Annotated in this window: 17 protein-coding genes and 1 pseudogene; 8 read left to right on the forward strand and 10 right to left on the reverse strand. The window is 66.9% G+C overall.

Features of this window, described 5'->3' with window-relative positions:
- Positions 1 to 166: 166 nt before the first annotated feature.
- From AC5P5R_RS18300 to AC5P5R_RS18315, 4 genes are all read left to right on the forward strand, one after another.
- Positions 167 to 1,042, forward strand: a complete 876-nt coding sequence (locus tag AC5P5R_RS18300) for a tryptophan 2,3-dioxygenase (RefSeq protein ID WP_099530250.1) — start codon at positions 167 to 169, stop codon at positions 1,040 to 1,042.
- Between the two features lie 181 nt (positions 1,043 to 1,223).
- Positions 1,224 to 2,723: a peptide MFS transporter gene (locus tag AC5P5R_RS18305; RefSeq protein ID WP_005411345.1), complete on the forward strand. Its 1,500-nt coding sequence runs from the start codon at positions 1,224 to 1,226 to the stop codon at positions 2,721 to 2,723.
- A 19-nt stretch (positions 2,724 to 2,742) separates the two neighbouring features.
- Positions 2,743 to 3,348, forward strand: coding sequence for a thioredoxin family protein (locus AC5P5R_RS18310; RefSeq protein ID WP_164281693.1), 606 nt, complete (start codon positions 2,743 to 2,745; stop codon positions 3,346 to 3,348).
- A 223-nt stretch (positions 3,349 to 3,571) separates the two neighbouring features.
- Positions 3,572 to 4,711: a hypothetical protein gene (locus tag AC5P5R_RS18315; protein ID WP_005411343.1), complete on the forward strand. Its 1,140-nt coding sequence runs from the start codon at positions 3,572 to 3,574 to the stop codon at positions 4,709 to 4,711.
- Between the two features lie 150 nt (positions 4,712 to 4,861).
- Here AC5P5R_RS18315 and AC5P5R_RS18320 read toward each other — a convergent pair.
- The 3 genes and pseudogenes from AC5P5R_RS18320 to AC5P5R_RS18330 all read right to left on the reverse strand — a co-directional run.
- Positions 4,862 to 5,269, reverse strand: a pseudogene (locus tag AC5P5R_RS18320) (PDDEXK nuclease domain-containing protein); the annotation flags it as partial.
- Complete coding sequence (locus tag AC5P5R_RS18325; RefSeq protein WP_425513533.1) at positions 5,270 to 5,713, reverse strand: DUF1016 N-terminal domain-containing protein; 444 nt, start codon at positions 5,711 to 5,713, stop codon at positions 5,270 to 5,272.
- A gap of 234 nt (positions 5,714 to 5,947) precedes the next feature.
- Positions 5,948 to 6,505, reverse strand: coding sequence for a MarR family winged helix-turn-helix transcriptional regulator (locus AC5P5R_RS18330; protein WP_005411341.1), 558 nt, complete (start codon positions 6,503 to 6,505; stop codon positions 5,948 to 5,950).
- A 66-nt stretch (positions 6,506 to 6,571) separates the two neighbouring features.
- Between AC5P5R_RS18330 and hppD the strand changes: the two genes are divergently transcribed.
- Together hppD and hmgA are read left to right on the forward strand one after the other, a co-directional pair.
- Positions 6,572 to 7,684 carry a 4-hydroxyphenylpyruvate dioxygenase gene (gene hppD, locus AC5P5R_RS18335; protein ID WP_005411340.1) on the forward strand — a complete coding sequence of 371 codons (1,113 nt, stop codon included), beginning with the start codon at positions 6,572 to 6,574 and terminating at the stop codon, positions 7,682 to 7,684.
- A gap of 85 nt (positions 7,685 to 7,769) precedes the next feature.
- Positions 7,770 to 9,068 (forward strand): homogentisate 1,2-dioxygenase, encoded by a 1,299-nt coding sequence (gene hmgA / locus AC5P5R_RS18340; RefSeq protein ID WP_005411339.1) that lies wholly within the window; start codon positions 7,770 to 7,772, stop codon positions 9,066 to 9,068.
- An 84-nt stretch (positions 9,069 to 9,152) separates the two neighbouring features.
- On the opposite strand, the gene AC5P5R_RS18345 is transcribed toward hmgA, so the two are convergent.
- Positions 9,153 to 9,689: a hypothetical protein gene (locus tag AC5P5R_RS18345; RefSeq protein ID WP_076739677.1), complete on the reverse strand. Its 537-nt coding sequence runs from the start codon at positions 9,687 to 9,689 to the stop codon at positions 9,153 to 9,155.
- 125 nt (positions 9,690 to 9,814) lie between these two features.
- Between AC5P5R_RS18345 and AC5P5R_RS18350 the strand changes: the two genes are divergently transcribed.
- Together AC5P5R_RS18350 and AC5P5R_RS18355 are read left to right on the forward strand one after the other, a co-directional pair.
- On the forward strand, positions 9,815 to 10,471 hold the full coding sequence (locus AC5P5R_RS18350) for a hypothetical protein (protein ID WP_012481452.1): 657 nt from the start codon (positions 9,815 to 9,817) through the stop codon (positions 10,469 to 10,471).
- 73 nt (positions 10,472 to 10,544) lie between these two features.
- On the forward strand, positions 10,545 to 11,504 hold the full coding sequence (locus AC5P5R_RS18355; protein ID WP_049460383.1) for a sodium:calcium antiporter: 960 nt from the start codon (positions 10,545 to 10,547) through the stop codon (positions 11,502 to 11,504).
- Between the two features lie 74 nt (positions 11,505 to 11,578).
- Here AC5P5R_RS18355 and AC5P5R_RS18360 read toward each other — a convergent pair whose 3' ends face one another.
- From AC5P5R_RS18360 to AC5P5R_RS18385, 6 genes are read right to left on the reverse strand one after another with little or no spacing between them, the layout of a single operon-like run.
- Complete coding sequence (locus tag AC5P5R_RS18360; RefSeq protein ID WP_005414707.1) at positions 11,579 to 11,968, reverse strand: Na+/H+ antiporter subunit G; 390 nt, start codon at positions 11,966 to 11,968, stop codon at positions 11,579 to 11,581.
- Positions 11,965 to 12,249, reverse strand: a complete 285-nt coding sequence (locus AC5P5R_RS18365; protein WP_005411334.1) for a K+/H+ antiporter subunit F — start codon at positions 12,247 to 12,249, stop codon at positions 11,965 to 11,967. Before AC5P5R_RS18365 ends, AC5P5R_RS18360 begins: the two co-directional genes overlap by 4 nt.
- The gene (locus AC5P5R_RS18370; RefSeq protein ID WP_005411333.1) at positions 12,246 to 12,752 is read right to left on the reverse strand and encodes a Na+/H+ antiporter subunit E; all 507 of its coding nucleotides are present in this window, start codon (positions 12,750 to 12,752) and stop codon (positions 12,246 to 12,248) included. Before AC5P5R_RS18370 ends, AC5P5R_RS18365 begins: the two co-directional genes overlap by 4 nt.
- A complete protein-coding gene (locus tag AC5P5R_RS18375; protein WP_005411332.1) occupies positions 12,749 to 14,284 on the reverse strand; it encodes a monovalent cation/H+ antiporter subunit D in 1,536 nt (511 codons plus the stop codon). The genes AC5P5R_RS18370 and AC5P5R_RS18375 overlap by 4 nt, the downstream gene beginning before the upstream one ends.
- Entirely contained in the window at positions 14,281 to 14,673 is a 393-nt protein-coding gene (locus tag AC5P5R_RS18380; RefSeq protein ID WP_024957677.1) for a Na+/H+ antiporter subunit C, read from the reverse strand. Before AC5P5R_RS18380 ends, AC5P5R_RS18375 begins: the two co-directional genes overlap by 4 nt.
- Positions 14,673 to 17,501 (reverse strand): monovalent cation/H+ antiporter subunit A, encoded by a 2,829-nt coding sequence (locus AC5P5R_RS18385; protein WP_099524632.1) that lies wholly within the window; start codon positions 17,499 to 17,501, stop codon positions 14,673 to 14,675. The genes AC5P5R_RS18380 and AC5P5R_RS18385 overlap by 1 nt, the downstream gene beginning before the upstream one ends.
- Positions 17,502 to 17,597 lie beyond the last annotated feature (96 nt).

Raw genomic sequence — 17,597 nt, forward strand, 5'->3', positions numbered from 1 at the left:
AGAATACGCCTCTGGCTGACCGCCAGTACAACGGCCTGGACGGTTCCACGCGCAGGCCTAGGATCGGCCGATGCTCCACGGCCAACCGCACGCCCCGGTATGGACCCGGCGGCTGCCAGCGCGGCGGCAACGCGCTACCCTTGCCGCCCCCGATCTGGTCCCGCCCATGTCCGTCGACAACAACCAACGCGATCTCGAAGCCGGCATCCACACCGACCTGCAGGGACGCCTCACCTACGGCGGCTACCTGCGGCTGGACCAGCTGCTCAGCGCGCAGCAGCCGCTGTCCAGCCCGCCGCACCATGACGAGATGCTCTTCATCATCCAGCACCAGACCTCGGAGCTGTGGCTGAAGCTGCTGGGCCATGAGCTGCGTGCCGCAATCGGCTTCCTGCAGCGCGATGAAGTCTGGCAGTGCCGCAAGGTGCTGGCGCGCAGCAAGCAGGTGCTGCGCCAGCTGACCGAGCAGTGGTCGGTGCTGGAAACACTGACCCCTTCCGAATACATGGGCTTCCGCGACGTGCTGGGCCCGTCGTCGGGCTTCCAGTCGCTGCAGTACCGCTACATCGAGTTCCTGCTGGGCAACAAGAACGCGCAGATGCTGCAGGTGTTCGAGCACGACCCGGCCGGGCAGGCGCAGCTGCGCACCGTGCTGGAGGCGCCCAGTCTGTACGAGGAATTCCTGAAGTACCTGGCCCGCTTCGGCCATGCCGTGCCGGCGGTCTACGAGGCCCACGACTGGACCCAGCCGCACGTAGCCGACGACGCCCTGCAGCCGGTCTTCGAACGCATCTACCAGGACACCGACCGCTACTGGCGCGAGTACGCGCTGTGCGAGGACCTGGTGGACCTGGAGACCGCCTTCCAGCTGTGGCGCTTCCGCCACATGCGCACGGTGATGCGGGTGATCGGCTTCAAGCGCGGCACCGGTGGCTCGTCCGGCGTGGGCTTCCTGGCCAAGGCACTGGAGCTGACCTTCTTCCCCGAGCTGTTCCAGGTGCGCACCAGCCTGCAGGCCGCGCCCCCGGCCGAACAGACCTGATCCGTATTCAGCTTGGATCCCGGCCGGCGGCTGGATCGTTTCAGATGCAAGTTCAGCGAGCAGGCTGGCACCTGCCTCAAACGGCGTGTATTTGACGTGAACGCCAGAAGTCGGTGATCCTCGCGCGTTGCTCCAACTGCACACCGGACGTGCTCGTCATCCACCGAACCAGGAAATCCGCATGAGCGTAAACGCCACTGCGAACACCCCAGAGCCGGCGCTGCCGGACTTCAAGACCACGCTGGGCCACCCGCGCCCGTTGTGGATGCTGTTCATGACCGAGTTCTGGGAACGCTTTGCGTTCTACGGCATCCGCTGGGCCTTGGTGCTGTACATCGTCGCCCAGTTCTACAACGGCAGCGCTGCCGGTGAAGGCGACGCCAGCCGCATCTACGGCGCCTACCTGGCCCTGGTGTACGCCGCGGCGATCTTCGGTGGCTACGTGGCCGACCGGGTACTGGGCTACCAGCGCTCGATCCTGACCGGCGCGATCATCATGGCCGCCGGCCTGTTCATGATCTCGCTGCCGCAGGAGCACATCTTCAAGCTCGGCCTGGCCACGATCATCGTCGGCAACGGCCTGTTCAAGCCCAACATCTCGACCATGGTCGGCAAGCTGTACGGGCTGAAGGACGAGCGCCGCGATTCGGGCTTCACCATCTTCTACATGGGCATCAACATCGGCGCGATGATCGCCCCGGTGCTGACCGAGTACCTGGCCCGCAAGGTGTTCGGTACCGATGCGATGCCGTCCTACAAGGTCGTGTTCATCGCCTCGGGCGTGGGCATGCTGATCTCGCTGGTGTGGTTCTACATCGGTCGTGCCGGCCTGAAGGGCATCGGTGCACCGCCGGCCGGCGCCGAAGGTTTCGGCCGCATCATCATGGTGCTGGCCGGTGCCGTGGTCGCCATCCCGGTCGCGTACTTCCTGCTGGCCACCGGCGCCACCGCGCTGGCCTGGATCCTGGGTGCGATGTTCACCGCGCTGGCCGTCCTGCTGCTGGTCGAGGGCATCCGCGAAGGCAAGGTGCAGCGCGACCGCGTGATCGCCATGCTGATCATCTTCGCCTTCAACGTGATGTTCTGGATGTTCTTCGAACAGGCCGGCAGCTCGTTCACCTTCCTGGCCGAGAACATCGTCAACCGCCAGTTCGGTGACTGGACCTTCCCGACCGCGTGGTTCCAGTCGGTCAACTCGGTGGCGATCATCACCCTGGCCCCGGTGATCGCCTGGATCTGGGTGGCCATGGGCCGCGCCAATCCGTCCATCCCGCGCAAGTTCGGCCTGGGCCTGCTGTTCAACGGCGCCGCCTTCGCGCTGCTGATGTTCGCCCTGTCGCAGATGGTCGTGGACGGCAAGATCCCGTTCTGGACCCTGTTCATGGTCTACGTCATCCAGTCGGTGGGTGAGCTGTGCCTGTCGCCGATCGGCCTGTCGATGGTGACCAAGCTGGCCCCGGTGCGCCTGGTTGGCTTCGGCATGGGCGGCTGGTTCCTGTCCACCGGCATCGGCAACAACCTGTCGGGCATCTTCGCTGGCGTGGTCAGTGGTGAAGGCGGCATGACGGTCGAGTCGGCCCTGAAGGGGTATACCTTCGGGTTCTGGGCCCTGATCGGCTCCGGCGTGGTGCTGTTCCTGATCGCCCCGCTGATCAACAAGCTGATGCACGGCGTCAAGTAATGATGAGAGGGTAGAAGGCATGCGTAGCAAGCTCGGTACTGCGGCAGTGGTGGTCTGTGCGGCGCTGATCGGCGCCTGTTCCCAACCGCAACCGCCTGCCACCGCCGAGCCCACGCAGCCCCTGGATACCCGACCCACCGAGCCACCGGTCGCTGACCCCAGCGAACCGGTGGCCTCGGGCAACACCCCGGTGGCGGCAGACATCGCCGCCATCGCCGGGCTCGGTGCGCAGTTCGACCCGGCCCGCAACCCCGCCGATGACCTGGCCACCGCCAAGGTGGAAGCCCAGCGGGGCAAGAAGCGCATCCTGCTGGAGGTCGGCAACGCCGCCTGCGAGCGCTGCCGCGCGCTGGACGATGTGGTGGAAGGCAACGGCGACCTGCGTCGCTTCCGCGATGCCCACTACGTGTGGGTGAAGGCCAACGCCAGCGACGAGCAGCCCAACACCGCCTTCTTCGCCCAGTTCCCGGTGATGGAGCGCGACTACCCGCACCTGCTGGTGCTCGATGCCGATGGCGGACTGCTGGTGTCGCAGGCCACCGGCGAACTGCGCAGGGGCGAAGCCTTCCAGCCGGCACGGGTGAGCGCGTTCCTGAAACAATGGGCACCTGACAAAACGGAATAGGGGTAGTGCCGGCCGCTGGCCGGCAGGGGGTGGGCCGACCGCTGACCGCCATCCCGGGTGGGTGCCGACCGTTGGTCGGCACAGAAGTGCATCCACGCATGGCATGGATCTACTGTGGTTGCGGTCACATTCCCGGAATCGGCATCTCAATATCGCAACGCGCTCGCCGTTACCGGCAAGGACCTCAGTCGACATCCCGTCGATGCAACCTTCCGGAACGCCCATGCACAGCGACCACGCCGAACGACTGCCCGAACCCGCCAGTGAGTTGGCCGAGGGTGGAGCAGGCGAGGGCGTAACCTTGCCGCCGCAGGAGGCGCTGCTGGATGACACCGGAACCGGCGAGGCCACCGTCGACCTGGCACCGCCGCGCCATCGCCTGCCGCAGATCGCGCTGCCCGACAACGTGGTGCTGAAGGGGGCGGTGCAGAAGCTGGTCGAGCAGAAGTCCCGGCTTGATGCGCTGGCCGCCGACGGCCAGCTGGCCGGGCTGCTGCCACCAGAGTGGCAGGGGCACGGCGTGCGTGCGATCGAGCTGTCCACCTTCATCCAGGGCGTGCTGCCGTTCCTGCAACCTGGCGAACGTGGCGAAACCGCGCCCGCGCGCCTGCCGGTGCGCCACGTTCTGGGAGACGACAGCCGCTGGGGCCTGGACGATGTCGCCGAACCGAAATCGCTGGCCTGGTACCTGGCCAGCGACGAACGCGCCACCGCTGGCAGCAAGGACGTGGCCGAGGCCTATCTGGTGGGTGCGTTGGGACTGGCGTGGATGCAGGAAGGGCGCAGCCGCCCCGGCTTCCTGCGCGCGATGGGGCAGGACAGCCTGGCCGCGCGGGTGACCATGCTCGGCTACCCGCCGGCCAACGAACTGGCGCTGTACAGCGTCACCGCGCATGGGCAGCAACAGATCTGGTGCGTGCATGGCCGTCGTCGCATGCGCCCGCTGGTGGCGCCGTGGCTGAGCGTGCCGGTGCTGACCGCGTATGGCGTGCCGGCGCCGGTCGCGTGGCCGTCCAGTTTCCCGCCGGTGGAGGCCGTGGCCGAGCTGCTGGCGACCGCACGGCAGGGGCGCGCGCTGCCGGAAGTGGACCTGGCCAAGGCGGTGGCGAAGATCGCCGAGGACGCTGCCTCGGAAGCCTGGCAACCGGTCAGCCTGCTGCAGCTCAATACCTGGTCACCGCGTTGGCATTTCTTCCTGGGCACCTTCGTCGGCCTGCCGTCGCTGCTGCTCGTGGCGGCGGCGCTGGCGCTGCCGGGGGCGGTCGAAGCAGCCACGGTTGCGGCCTCGCTCGGCTTCGCCGGTGGTGCCATCGCGGCGCTCGCGGTGCCGTGGATCCATGCACGGCGCAAGCATCTGAGTTGAAGCATGAACGCCATCCGCGCGTGGCGTAGATCTACGGGAGGCCGGGCCCGCGGTCTGCAGCTGCTGCCGCGCCCGCTCCATGGCAGTCTGCAATCTTTGCTTGAGGACCTCACGGGAGGGCAGCGAGGTCAGGTACTCCGCAACATGGATGCCTGAGCGGTCCAGCTCCAGCAATTCAATCTGGCCCGCCTTCTTCCCTGTGCAGAGGATGATGCCCAACGGCGTCTGCTCGCCGTCCTCACGTTCGTACCGGTCCAGCCAGCGCAGATAGAGTTCCATCTGTCCCTTGTAGGCCGGCTTGAACTCGCCGATCTTCAACTCGATGGCAATTAGTCTGCGCAGGCGCCGGTTGTAGAACAGCAGGTCCAGGTGGAAGTCATCGCCGTCGATCTGGATGCGCTTCTGGCGGGCGACGAAACTGAAGCCCGTGCCAAGTTCAAGGAGGAAGCCCTGCATCTCGCGAAGGATCGCGGTTTCAAGGTCCTGCTCGTCCCAGCTGTCCTTGAGGCCAAGAAAGTCCAGTACGTAGGGATCACGCAGTACCAGCCCTGGAGACAGCTACTGGTTGCCGCGCAGTGCCGCCAACTCTTCGGCGATGGTCTGCTCTGGCTGACTGGAGAGTGCCGTGCGCTCATACAGCATCGAATCGACGCGCTGGCGCAGCGTACGTACACTCCAGCCCTCGGTGGCGGCCATCTGTGCATAGAAGTCGCGCTTGAGTGGGTCCGCCAGTGGGATCAGCGCGATGAAATGGGTCCAGCTCAATTGTCGTATCAGCGATACGACAATCTGCTCGTCTGCAAATGCGATGGAGAACTGCACCATCCGGCGCAGGCTCTTCTCACCGAAGGATGTGCCGAACTCGGCAGACAGCGCCTTGGCGATCCGGGTGAAGAGAACCTCTCCGTAGCGCGCACGTCGCCCAGCCATCTGGTCCACATGGATGCGACGCCCGATTCGCCAGTACAACAGAGTGAGCTCGGCGTTGATGGTCCTGTGCATCCTGTTGCGCGCCGCGCAGATCAGCTCTCTGAGACACTTCAGGGCGGGATCTGCGGAAGGTGAATGCGTCCGATGGCATCGTTTGCGGTCGGTCCGCAGTCCGCCAAAGAGCGGGTCCCGTCAGATCAAAGGGAGCGGACGACAATCGCCCAGCCACTGTTCCGCTACCGGCCGGGGTCGGCACCCGCGACTTGGGGCCCAAAACGACTTAATCCCCTCCGTCCCCTTTTTCTTTCAGACCCCTTCGCCCATCCGTTCCAGGCCTTCGCCGGCCAGGCGCAGGATCAGCTTCTCCAGCACCTGCTCTTCCTCTTCGCTCAGCACCGACATCAGCTTGCGGGTGATCTCGATCACCATCGGCGCGATGGTCTCGTACACCTCGAAGCCGGCTGCCGACAGCGCCAGCACCGAGCGGCGGCGGTCGTCGCCGTGGGTCTCGCGCTTGATGAAGCCGCGCTCCAGCAGGCGGGCCACGGCGCGGCTGACCGCCACCTTGTCCATCGCCGTGCGGTCGGAGACCTCGCTGGCCGAGGAGCCCGGGTACAGCGCCAGGATGGTGATCACCCGCCATTCGGGAATCGCCAGACCGTAACGATCGCCGTATAGCTTGGCGATGTTGCCGCTGACCCGGTTGGACAGCACGCTCAGCCGGTACGGCAGGAACTGTTCCAGGTCGAGCAGGACGTGCGAGGAACGCAGGCGGGTCGAAACGGGATCGGCGGGGCTCATGTTGCGGTGCACCTTGCTGGTGGTTTCAAGTGTAACTATAAGGGGTAGGTCCAGACCCTGCATTCTCGCCGGGTCCCTACCTGCCCGCACCTGGTTTGTACCGATGCGGTACCGATTCGGAGCCACGCCATGAATACCGCAGTCCCGACCGCCTCGCATCCCAACCCCGGCATGCAGGTCACCACCTTCGAGAACCCGATGGGCATCGACGGCTTCGAGTTCGTCGAATTCGCCGCCCCGGCCGGCCGTGGCCAGGAGCTGCACGAGTACTTCCGGAAGATGGGCTTCAGCGCGGTGCTCAAGCACAAGCAGCGTCCGATTACCGTCTATCGCCAGGGCGACGTCAACTTCCTGGTCAATGAGGACCCCGATTCGTTCGCCGCCGACTTCGCCGAGAAGCACGGTCCGTGCGCCTGCGGCTTCGCCATCCGCTTCAAGAAGCCGGGCCAGGAGGTCTACCAGACCGCGCTGGGCAACGGCGCCGAAGCCATCGCCTTCAAGCCGGACAGCAAGGCGGTCAGCGCGCCGGTCATCAAGGGCATCGGCGACTGCATGCTGTACCTGGTCGATCGCTACGGCAGCGCTGGCAGCATCTATGACGGCGACTACGAGCCGATCGCCGGTGCCGACCTGCACCCGGTGGGCTTCGGCCTGACCTTCATCGACCACCTGACCCACAACCTGTATTTCGGCAACATGCAGCAGTGGTCGGACTACTACGAGCGCCTGTTCAACTTCCGCGAGATCCGCTACTTCGACATCAAGGGCCTGAAGACCGGCCTGGTGTCCAAGGCGATGACCGCGCCGGATGGCATCGTGCGCATCCCGCTGAACGAATCGTCCGACCCGAAGAGCCAGATCAACGAGTACCTGGACGCGTACAAGGGCGAGGGCATCCAGCACATCGCCTGCTTCACCGAGAACATCTACGAGACCGTCGAAGCGATGCGCGCGCAGGGCGTGGACTTCCTCGATACGCCGGAGACCTACTTCGACGTGATCGACCAGCGCGTGCCGAACCACGGTGAAGACGTGCCGCGCCTGGCGAAGAACAAGATCCTGATCGATGCCGATCCGGAAACCCACCAGCGCAAGCTGCTGCAGATCTTCACCCAGAACTGCATCGGCCCGATCTTCTTCGAGATCATCCAGCGCAAGGGCAACGAAGGCTTCGGCGAAGGCAACTTCACCGCACTGTTCGAGAGCATCGAGCGCGACCAGATCCGCCGCGGCGTGCTGTAAGGTCTGCAGGCAATGTCGGCGTCCCGCCGGCATTGCCTGTCCGAATGGTCGTGCCGGCCGCTGGCCGGCAATCTCTGGAGTTCCCATGTCCCCCGCCATCACCGCCCGCGGCTACCAGTCCGGCTTCGGCAACGAATTCGCCACCGAGGCCGTTGCCGGCGCGCTGCCGGTCGGGCAGAACTCACCGCAGAAGGTGGCCCACGGCCTGTACGCCGAACAGTTGACCGGCACCGCCTTCACCGCGCCGCGTGGCAGCAACCGCCGCAGCTGGCTGTACCGGATCCGCCCGGCGGTGACCCATGGCGAGTTCACCCCGTTCGCGCAGTCGCAGCTGCAGTGTGATTTCGGCGCACAGCCGGCTTCACCGAACCAGCTGCGCTGGAGCCCGCTGCCGCTGCCGGAGCTGCCGACCGATTTTGTCGAAGGCCTGTACACGATGGGTGGCAACGGCTCGCCCGATGCGCATGCCGGCGTGGGCATCCACTTATACGCTGCCAACCGCGACATGGTCGGCCGCTACTTCTACGACGCCGACGGCGAGCTGCTGATCGTGCCGCAGCTGGGCGCGCTGCGCCTGCTGACCGAGCTGGGCGTGATCGAGATCGAGCCGCAGCAGATCGCGGTGATCCCGCGCGGCGTGCGCTTCCGCGTTGAACTGCCCGATGGCCCCAGCCGCGGCTATATCTGCGAGAACTACGGTGCGCTGCTGAAGCTGCCCGACCTTGGCCCGATCGGATCCAACGGCCTGGCCAATCCGCGCGACTTCGAGACCCCGCATGCGGCGTTCGAGGACGTCGATGGCGATTTCGAGCTGATCGCGAAGTTCGAGGGTCGCCTGTGGCGTGCACCGATCGACCATTCGCCGCTGGACGTGGTGGCCTGGCACGGCAACTACGCGCCGTACCGTTACGACCTGCGTCGCTTCAACACCATCGGTTCGATCAGCTACGACCACCCGGATCCGTCGATCTTCCTGGTGCTGCATTCGCCCAGCGACACCCCGGGCACCAGCAACATGGACTTTGCGATCTTCCCGCCGCGCTGGCTGGTGGCGCAGAACACGTTCCGTCCGCCGTGGTTCCACCGCAACATCGCCAGCGAGTTCATGGGCCTGGTGCATGGCGCCTACGATGCCAAGGCCGAAGGCTTCGTCCCGGGTGGCGCCTCGCTGCACAACTGCATGAGTGGTCACGGCCCGGACGCGCCGACCTTCGACAAGGCGTCCAATGCCGATCTGTCCAAGGCCGATGTGATCAAGGACACGATGGCCTTCATGTTCGAGACCCGCGCAGTGATCCGCCCGACCGCACAGGCGCTGGCCGCCGGCCACCGCCAGGGCGATTACCAGCAGTGCTGGAACGGCCTGCGCAATAACTTCCGCTGACCCTAAAAAGGGGACGGAGGGGATTAAGCCGCAATCAGCACACGTGTGCCTGAAACGACTTAATCCCCTCCGTCCCCTTTTTCTTCAGGCGGGCTCGGCGAACGCGTCGCAGTGCTCCAACGGCAGCGCTTCCAGCAGGCGCTGGCGTACACGCTGGCAATAGCCCTCCGAGGCCAGCCCGGGCAGCATCAGCATCGCCGACTGCAGTCGCTGCAGCACCTCATCCTCCGCACGCGCCTGCTGCAGGTCGCGGAACAGCACCGCCGCCTGTGGATGCCGCTGCATTTCCAGGATGCCCAGCACGTAGATGCGCGCTGCCACCAGTGAGCGCCGGCGTTCGACCGCGGGTGCAGCAGGTGTGGCTGCCGGCGGCGTGGGCACCGGCGCCACCGCGGCTGCGGTCGACGGTGCTGGGGTCGTGGCGCCTGTGCCGGTGCTCAGGTACCCCGCCTGTACCAGCTGGATGACCATCGCCGGTGCTTCCTGGCCGAGCAGACCGGTCAGGTCGGCGACGGTACGCTGGCCGTCGCACAGGATCAGCAGCCGGCGCTGGCGCATGTCCAGCGGCGCGCGGTGGGCCTGCAGCGCGGTTCGGGCGAGATCGGTCTTGCGCGGTTGCATGGAAGGGACGGCCAGGTCGGTGCTCGCCGAGCCTGAACGAAGGCGATGAAACCGCGATGACAATGCAGCGCCTGCACACCGGATGGGCTAGCGTGCAGCCATCCTTGTGCCAGGGAACCGCACCGATGAAGCACCTTCCGCTTGCTGGTCTGTTGCTCCTTTCGCTCACCGCCTGCAGTGCTGGCCCCGACAAGCAGGGGGCGGCCGGCAGCGGCAGCGACACCCCGGCGGAAACCGCCTCGGCGACCGGACCCGCGCAGTCGACGGATCCCGACCTGGCCACCCGTCCAGCCAATGACCGTCGCGAGGACAGTCCCGCGCGCCTGGATGGCTTCGCTGGGGCGAAGCTGGGTGCCGGCATCGCCGAGGTCCGTGCCGGCTTCGGCACGCCGCTGCAGGGTCTGGGCACCGATGCGGCCGGCAAGCCACTGCCGGCTGACGACAGCAACGACGGCTGCTACTTCCTGCGCCCGCAGGATGCCGAAGATCCGCGCCTGATGATCGAGGGCCGCAAGCTGGTGCGCTACGACGTGCGCAGCGCCGCCATCACCGCACCGGGCGGTGGCAAGGTCGGCATGACCCTGGGTGAGCTGCAGGTGCTGTATCCCGAGCGCGCGGACGTCGGCCCCGACAAGTATGACGAGAAGGCCCAGCACCTGCGCGTGCGCCCGGCGCAGGAGGGCGGGGCGGTGATCGACTTCGCACTCGGTGCCGATGGCCGGGTGGGTGCCTGGCGCGTCGGACAGACCCCGCAGGTCGATTATGCGGAAGGCTGTGGCTGATCCTTGATCCACGGCCCAGCCGCGCGTACGGGCCAGGCGTAGAATCGCGCCACGACCGCTGGGGGAGTGCTCGATGATCGCCATTGCCATTGCCTGGTTCCTGCTCGGCCTGCTGCTGCTGGCGCTGGGCGGGGACTCCATCATCAAGGCCGTGTCCGGCCTGGCCCAGCGTTTCGGCGCCAGCCCATTCACTGCCGGGCTGTTGCTGCTCGGGGTGACCACCTCGTTGCCGGAACTGGCAGTCAACGCGCGCGCCTTGGCGGTGGGCCAACCGGAGCTGGCACTGGGCAACGCAGTGGGCAGCAGCATCGTCAACCTGGGCGTGACCCTGGCCGTGGCGGCCATGGCTGCGCCCCTGCTGCTGCGCGCGCGCCTGCAGACGGTGCTGTGGTGGTCGCTGCTGGCGGCGGGTGTGCTGCTGATCCTGTTCGGGCTTGATGGCGGCCTGGCACGCTGGGAGGGCGGCATACTGCTGGCCGGCTTCATCGTGGTGCAGGTGCTGCTGCTGCGCCGTGGTCGTAGCGAGAGCGCCGAGGTGCAGGTGGCCATCGCCGAGTCCGCACTGAGCCGCACCAGCCTGCCGTTGAACGTGCTGCGCGTGCTGATTGCCGCGTTGGCGCTGTACTGGGGCGCGCGCCTGGTGGTGGGCGCCGCCGCCGACTTTGGCGTCGCCCTGGGTTGGACGCCGCTGCTGGTCGGCCTGCTGCCGGTGGCGATCGGTACCGCACTGCCGGAGGTGGCCACCGCCATCGCCGCCGCGCGTCGCGGGCATGGCGACATGGTGCTGGGCCACGTGCTGGGTTCCAGCGTGGTCAACCTGCTGCTGGTGATCGGTGCGATGGCCGTGCTGCAGCCGCTGGCGCTGCCGGCCTCGTTCGTGCGCCTGGAACTGCCGGCGCTGCTGGCGTTCGCGCTGGTGCTGTACCCGATGCTGCGTGGCGACCTGAAGATCAGCCGCGGCGAAGGTGTGATCCTGCTGGTCGCGTTTGTCGGCTGGTTCGTGCTGGAGCTGCTGCTGGTCGGCGCGGCATGAGGTAGTGCCGGCCGCTGGCCGGCAACCCCATGGCCTTCGACGGAGCCCTTGCGGCAGCCGGCCAGCGGCCGGCACTACCGGTTCTGCGTGGCTTCCTCTTCCCGCACCGGCTCCGGCGGCGGCAGCTGCTCCTCGGCGGCACGTTCGTTGCCTGGCAGGGTGGGGCGGGTCTCCATCAGCAGCGACAGCGCGGCCTTGGCCATCATGTGCGCGCTGATTGGTGCGGTGATGAACAGGAACACGGTGATCAGCAGCTCGCGCGGCTGCGGGTCCTGGCCGAGGAAGATGTGGTAGCAGACCGAGCACACCAGCACGCAGCCCACGCCCAGCGTGCTGGCCTTGGTCGGCGCGTGCAGGCGCTTGAAGAAGGTCGACAGCTTCACCAGGCCCAGTGCGCCGACCAGGATGAAGAAGCAGCCGAACAGCAGCAGGATCGACAGGCCGATCTGGATCGCGGTGATCATTCGACGATGTCCCGGCGCAGCACGAACTTGCTCAGCACCACGGTGCTGCCAAAGCCGAGCATGGCAATGATCAGCGCCGCCTCGAAGTAGATCGGCGAATTGAGGTACATGCCGAACAGCATCAGCTCGGCGATCGCGGTCACCGACAGGGTATCCAGCGCAAGGATGCGGTCGGGCACGGTCGGCCCGCGCAGCAGGCGCCAGGTGGCCAGCAGCATGGCCAGGCCGACCACGTGCATGCACACCACCAGGGTGGTCTGGATGACTTCAAAACCGGTCATGGGAAGATCTCCATCAACGGCGCCTCGTAACGGCGCTTGATCGTATCGATCAGGTCCTGTGGGTCCTCCAGGTGCAGCACATGCACCAGCAGGAACTTGCGGTCGTCGCTGAGCGCGGCCGAGACCGTGCCCGGGGTCAGGGTGATCATGCTGGTCAGCGCGGCGATGCCGTGGATGTTGGCGATGTCCAGCGGCAGCCAGATGAAACCCGGGTGGATGTTCTTTTCCGGGCCCAGCACCTGCAGGGCGACGCGGATGTTGGACATCAGGATGTCCCACAGGGTCACGCACACCAGCCTGGGCAGTGGCCGCAGGGTGCCGATACGGGCGAACTCGCGGTCCAGGCGCGCGGCGAACAGCGGCACCACCACGCCCAGCAGCAGCCCCAGCACGATCTGGCCGAGGGTGAAGCTGTCGGACATCAGCAGCCAGAACGCCACCACCATGATGCTGAGCATCGGCGAGGGAATCAGGCGACGGAACAGGGAGCGCTGGGCGGTCATGGCTGGCGGATCTCCGGCGTGGTCGCACGCAGTTGCTGCACGTACTCGCTGGGTTGCAGCAGCTGTGCGGCGGTGGCGTCGGTGTAGCGCATCAACGGTGCCGCAGCCAGGGTCATGCCGATGCCGTAGGCCAGCAGCAGGCAGGCGGCGTAGAGTTCTACCCGGCGCAGGGGAGCCTTGCGCGGCTTCGGTGCCTCCGGATCGACCGGCGGAACGCGCCAGAACAGGCGGATGCCGCCGCGGGTCAGGCCCATGATCACCAGCAGGCTGCTGACCAGCACGGCGGTCCAGACCGGGCCGGTGTACTGCGCCGGCATGCCGGCCAGCAGCGCGGCCTTGGCCAGGAAGCCGGACAGAGGCGGCAGGCCGGCCACCGACACTGCCCCGATCAGGAACAGCACCGCCGGCGTTTCCTTGCCCGGCATCGGCGCCACCACCTCCTTGCGGTCGCTGGCGCCACCACGGCGGCGGCGGATCAGGTCGGCAACCAGGAACAGCGCAGCGGCCACGAAGCTGCTGTGCGGCAGGTAGTACAGGCCGGCCGAGAGCACCTGCGGCGTGCCCACCGAGAAGGCGATGAACAGCGTGGCTGCCGACACGATGACCAGGTAGGAAATCAGTACGCGCAGGCGGGTCGCGGCCAGGGCGCCGAGCCCGCCCAGCACCAGCGTCGCCACGCCGGCCCACAGCAGCCAGTCGCGGCCATAGCCGGCCATCGCGCCGGCATCGTCGCCGAACCACAGCATCTGGATGCGCAGCACCGAATACAGGCCGACCTTGGTCATGATCGCGAACAGCGCCGCCACTGCGGCCGGCGCGCGCGAATAGGCTTCCGGCAGCCACAGGTACAGCGGCATCAGCGCGGCCTTGGCGCAGAACACCAGCAGCAACAGGCCCATCGTGGCCTTCACCAGGGTCAGCTGCGTCGGCGGCACCGCGGCAATGCGCTGCGACAGCTCGGCCATGTTCAGCGAACCCAGCGTGGCGTACAGCAGGCCCAGCGCGATCAGGAACAGGGTCGAGGCGGTGACGTTGAACACCACGTAGTGCAGGCCGATGCGCATGCGCAGGCCGCGGCCACCGCTGAGCAGCAGGCCGTAGGAGGCGATCAGCATCACCTCGAAGAACACGAACAGGTTGAAGATGTCGCCGGTCAGGAACGCGCCGTTGAGGCCGACCAGCTGGAACTGGAACAGTGCATGGAAGTGCGGTGCGCGGCGGTCCCAACCCGAGCAGGCGTGCAGCAGGCAGGGAATGGCCAGCAGCAGGGTGGTCAGCAGCATCCATGCCGACAGCCGGTCGGCCACCAGCGCGATGCCCAGCCGCGACGGCCAGTCGCCCAGCAGGTAGACGTTGATATCACCGCCCGCGGTCGACGCGAACAGCAGGCCCACCGCCAGCGCCAGCGCCGACAGTGCGGTCCAGGCCACCGCGCGCTGCACCCTGGGGCCGTAGCGGCGGTGTTCGACGAACAGCGACAGCGCGGCGCCGAGCAGCGGAATCAGGATCGGCAGGATCACCAGATGGTTCATGCGCGATCCTCGCCCTGGCGCGCCGATGCGTTCTCATCCTGCAGGTCGTCGTCGGGCTCGTGGGCGTCCACATGGTCGCTGTGGTTGTCGCTGCGGCTGCGCATGGCCAGCACGATGCTCACTGCGGTCATCGCGAAGGCGATCACGATCGCGGTCAGCACCAGTGCCTGCGGCAGCGGGTCGGTGTAGTTGCCCAGGTGGCTGTCCACGCCCTCCTGCAGCACCGGCGCCTTGCCCAGCACCACGCGGCCACCGGCGAAGATCAGCAGGTTGGTGGCGTAGGACAGGAAGGTCATGCCGAGGATCACGTCGAAGCTGCGCGCACGCAGCAGCAGGTAGATGCCGATGGCGGTCAGCACGCCGATCGCGGTAGCCAGGGCCAGTTCCATCAGTGCATCTCCCCGGTGCGGGCCGAACGGCGTTGCAGGTCGATCTCACCCTTGCGGGCAGTGCGGGTACGCGACGGCTTGATCGTGCCCATCATCGACAGCATCAGCATGGCACCGCCGAACACCACCAGATACACGCCGATGTCAAAGCCAATCGCGCTGGCCAGCGGCACGTCGCCGATCAGCGGCAGGTGCAGGTCGAGGTGGCCGCTGGTGAGGAACGGTACGCCGAACAGCATCGAAGCGCTGCCGCTGAGCAGGGCGATCAGCAGGCCCATGCCGATGCAGCGGATGTAGTCGAAGCCGAAGCGCGATTCCACCGACGCGGTGCCCTGGATCACGTACTGGATCAGCAGCGGCACCGCCAGCACCAGGCCGGCGATGAAGCCGCCGCCCGGTGCGTTGTGGCCGCGCAGGAACAGGAAGATCGACACGGTCAGCGTCAGCGGGAACATGATCTGCGCCAGGTCGGCCGGTACCGGCAGCTTGATCGGCGGGCCGGGCATGATCTGCTCCGGCGCCATCCGCGTGCGCCGCAGCAGGGCATGCACCACCAGCGCGGCGATGCCGAACACGGTGATCTCGCCGAAGGTATCGAAGCCGCGGAAGTCGACCAGGATCACGTTGACCACGTTCTGGCCGTAGGCCTCGGGCAACGCACGGGCGAGCAGTTCGCCGGCCATGGTGTTCGGCGGCAGGGTCATCGCCGAATAGGCCAGCGCACCCAGGCCGGCGCCGGCGATGATCGCGATCACCGCATCGCGGCGCTTGCGCCAGCGCGGGCGTTCCGGCCCGGACTGCGCGGGCAGGTAGTTCATGCCCAGCAGCATCAGCACCAGGGTCACCATCTCCACGAGCAGCTGGGTCAGGGCCAGGTCGGGTGCGGACAGGAACACGAAGGTCAGCGCCACCATCAGGCCGACGCCGCCGACCAGCAGCACCGCCAGCAGGCGCTGCTTGTAGATGCGCAGGGTGGCCACCGCGCAGGCCATCATCACCAGCCACAGCGCCCAGCCCAGCAGCGGCATCGGCTGTGGCGCGGTCCAGTTTGGCGACGCCGGATCTGCCACGAATGGCGCGGCGGCAACTGCGATCGCCACCAGCACCAGGCCCAGCAGCATGCGCTGCAGGCTGCCGTTGGCGATGCCGTTGGTCAGGCGCATGGCCAGTGCGGACACGGCATCCAGCTGTGCATGGAACACATTGCGGCCAGTGCTGACGTTGGTCACGGCATGCAGGTTGATCAGCTTGCGCAGGCCGAAGTACAGCGCCACGCCGCCGATCACGCCGATCGCGCTCATCGCCAGCGGCAGGTTGAAGCCGTGCCATACCGCCAGGCTGTACTCGGGCATGGCGCTGCCGAGGATCGACGCCGCAGCGGCATGCAGCACCGGTGCCACGGTCAGTGCCGGGGCGATGCCAACTGCCACGCAGATCACCACCAGCAGTTCCACCGGTACCTTCATCCAGCGCGGCGGCTCATGCGGCACGCGATCCAGGTCGTGCGGGCCGGGGCCAAAGAAGGTGTCGTGCACGAAGCGCAGGCTGTAGGCCACCCCGAACACGCCAGCCAGCAATGCGGCGATCGACACCGCCGTGCGCATGATTCCCGGGCCTCCGGCCGTGATCGCCTCGGCAAACAGCATTTCCTTGGACAGGAAGCCGTTGAGCAGCGGGATGCCGGCCATCGCCAGCGAGGCGATGATCGCCAGCGCGCTGGTGAACGGCATCAGCCTGCGCAGGCCGCCCAGCTTGCGCATGTCGCGGGTGCCGGTCTCATGGTCGATGATGCCGGCGGCCATGAACAGCGAGGCCTTGAAGGTGGCGTGGTTGAGGATGTGGAATACACCGGCCACCACCGCCATCGGCGTGGACAGGCCGAACAGCAGGGTGATCAGGCCCAGATGGGAAATGGTCGAATAAGCCAGCAGGCCTTTCAGATCGTGCTGGAAGATCGCGTTCCAGGCGCCGATCAACAGCGTGATCGCACCGATGCCGCTGACCGTGTAGAAGAACAGGTCGCTGCCGGCCAGCGCTGGATGCAGGCGCGCCAGCAGGAACACACCGGCCTTCACCATGGTGGCCGAGTGCAGGTAGGCAGAGACCGGAGTGGGCGCGGCCATCGCGTGCGGCAGCCAGAAATGGAACGGGAACTGCGCGCTCTTGGTGAAGATGCCCGCCAGCACCAGGAACAGCGCGTACGGGTACAGCGCGCTGGCGCGGATCTGCTCGCCGGCGGCCAGCACCACGTCCAGGTCGAAGCTGCCGACGATGCGCCCGATCAGCAGTACGCCACCGAGCAGCGCAAGGCCGCCGCCGCCGGTGATCACCAGCGCCATCCGCGCGCCCTCGCGCGCGTCCTGGCGATGTGACCAGAAACCGATCAGCAGGAACGAGCTGATGCTGGTCATTTCCCAGAAGATCATCAGCAACAGCAGGTTGCCCGACAGCACCATGCCCAGCATGGCGCCCATGAACAGCAGCAGGTAGCAGTAGAAGCGGTGCGCGTTGTCCTGCTGGCTCAGGTAGTAGCGCGCGTACAGCACCACCAGCGCGCCGATGCCCAGCACCAGCCCGGCGAACATCCACGCCAGCCCGTCCAGGCGCAGGGTGAAGTCCAGGCCGATCTGCGGCAGCCAAGGGACCATCGTCCGCACCACCTGGCCGTCGAGTACGGACGGGGTCAGCCAGCCGAGGATGGCCAGTCCGCCCAACGGCGCCAGCGCCGCCAGCCAGGCAGCAGTCGAGCGCGAACTACGGGGGAAGGCCGCAACAGCCGCTGCCATCAGGAACGGCAGGGCCAGCAGCAGGGGCAGGCTGGGGAGCATGCAGGGAATCCATGATTCACGAGCAGGTCAGGGAGGATAACAGGCTGCGAAATGTCGCTGAAACCCATCGAACAGCGATCAATTGCATGTAACGTC

It is taken from the genome of Stenotrophomonas sp. YJH_SMC_19 (assembly GCF_059367915.1).

Excerpts from the sequence above, each read along its gene's own strand:
- AC5P5R_RS18375 (WP_005411332.1), bottom strand. The coding sequence starts at position 14,284 with ATGAACCATCTGGTGATCCTGCCGATCCTGATTCCGCTGCTCGGCGCC.
- AC5P5R_RS18315 (WP_005411343.1), top strand. The coding sequence starts at position 3,572 with ATGCACAGCGACCACGCCGAACGACTGCCCGAACCCGCCAGTGAGTTG.
- AC5P5R_RS18365 (WP_005411334.1), bottom strand. The coding sequence starts at position 12,249 with ATGACCGGTTTTGAAGTCATCCAGACCACCCTGGTGGTGTGCATGCAC.
- AC5P5R_RS18300 (WP_099530250.1), top strand. The coding sequence starts at position 167 with ATGTCCGTCGACAACAACCAACGCGATCTCGAAGCCGGCATCCACACC.
- AC5P5R_RS18385 (WP_099524632.1), bottom strand. The coding sequence starts at position 17,501 with ATGCTCCCCAGCCTGCCCCTGCTGCTGGCCCTGCCGTTCCTGATGGCA.
- AC5P5R_RS18350 (WP_012481452.1), top strand. The coding sequence starts at position 9,815 with ATGAAGCACCTTCCGCTTGCTGGTCTGTTGCTCCTTTCGCTCACCGCC.
- hppD (WP_005411340.1), top strand. The coding sequence starts at position 6,572 with ATGAATACCGCAGTCCCGACCGCCTCGCATCCCAACCCCGGCATGCAG.
- AC5P5R_RS18345 (WP_076739677.1), bottom strand. The coding sequence starts at position 9,689 with ATGCAACCGCGCAAGACCGATCTCGCCCGAACCGCGCTGCAGGCCCAC.
- AC5P5R_RS18310 (WP_164281693.1), top strand. The coding sequence starts at position 2,743 with ATGCGTAGCAAGCTCGGTACTGCGGCAGTGGTGGTCTGTGCGGCGCTG.
- AC5P5R_RS18360 (WP_005414707.1), bottom strand. The coding sequence starts at position 11,968 with ATGATCACCGCGATCCAGATCGGCCTGTCGATCCTGCTGCTGTTCGGC.
- AC5P5R_RS18325 (WP_425513533.1), bottom strand. The coding sequence starts at position 5,713 with ATGCACAGGACCATCAACGCCGAGCTCACTCTGTTGTACTGGCGAATC.
- hmgA (WP_005411339.1), top strand. The coding sequence starts at position 7,770 with ATGTCCCCCGCCATCACCGCCCGCGGCTACCAGTCCGGCTTCGGCAAC.
- AC5P5R_RS18380 (WP_024957677.1), bottom strand. The coding sequence starts at position 14,673 with ATGGAACTGGCCCTGGCTACCGCGATCGGCGTGCTGACCGCCATCGGC.
- AC5P5R_RS18305 (WP_005411345.1), top strand. The coding sequence starts at position 1,224 with ATGAGCGTAAACGCCACTGCGAACACCCCAGAGCCGGCGCTGCCGGAC.
- AC5P5R_RS18370 (WP_005411333.1), bottom strand. The coding sequence starts at position 12,752 with ATGACCGCCCAGCGCTCCCTGTTCCGTCGCCTGATTCCCTCGCCGATG.
- AC5P5R_RS18355 (WP_049460383.1), top strand. The coding sequence starts at position 10,545 with ATGATCGCCATTGCCATTGCCTGGTTCCTGCTCGGCCTGCTGCTGCTG.
- AC5P5R_RS18330 (WP_005411341.1), bottom strand. The coding sequence starts at position 6,505 with ATGCAGGGTCTGGACCTACCCCTTATAGTTACACTTGAAACCACCAGC.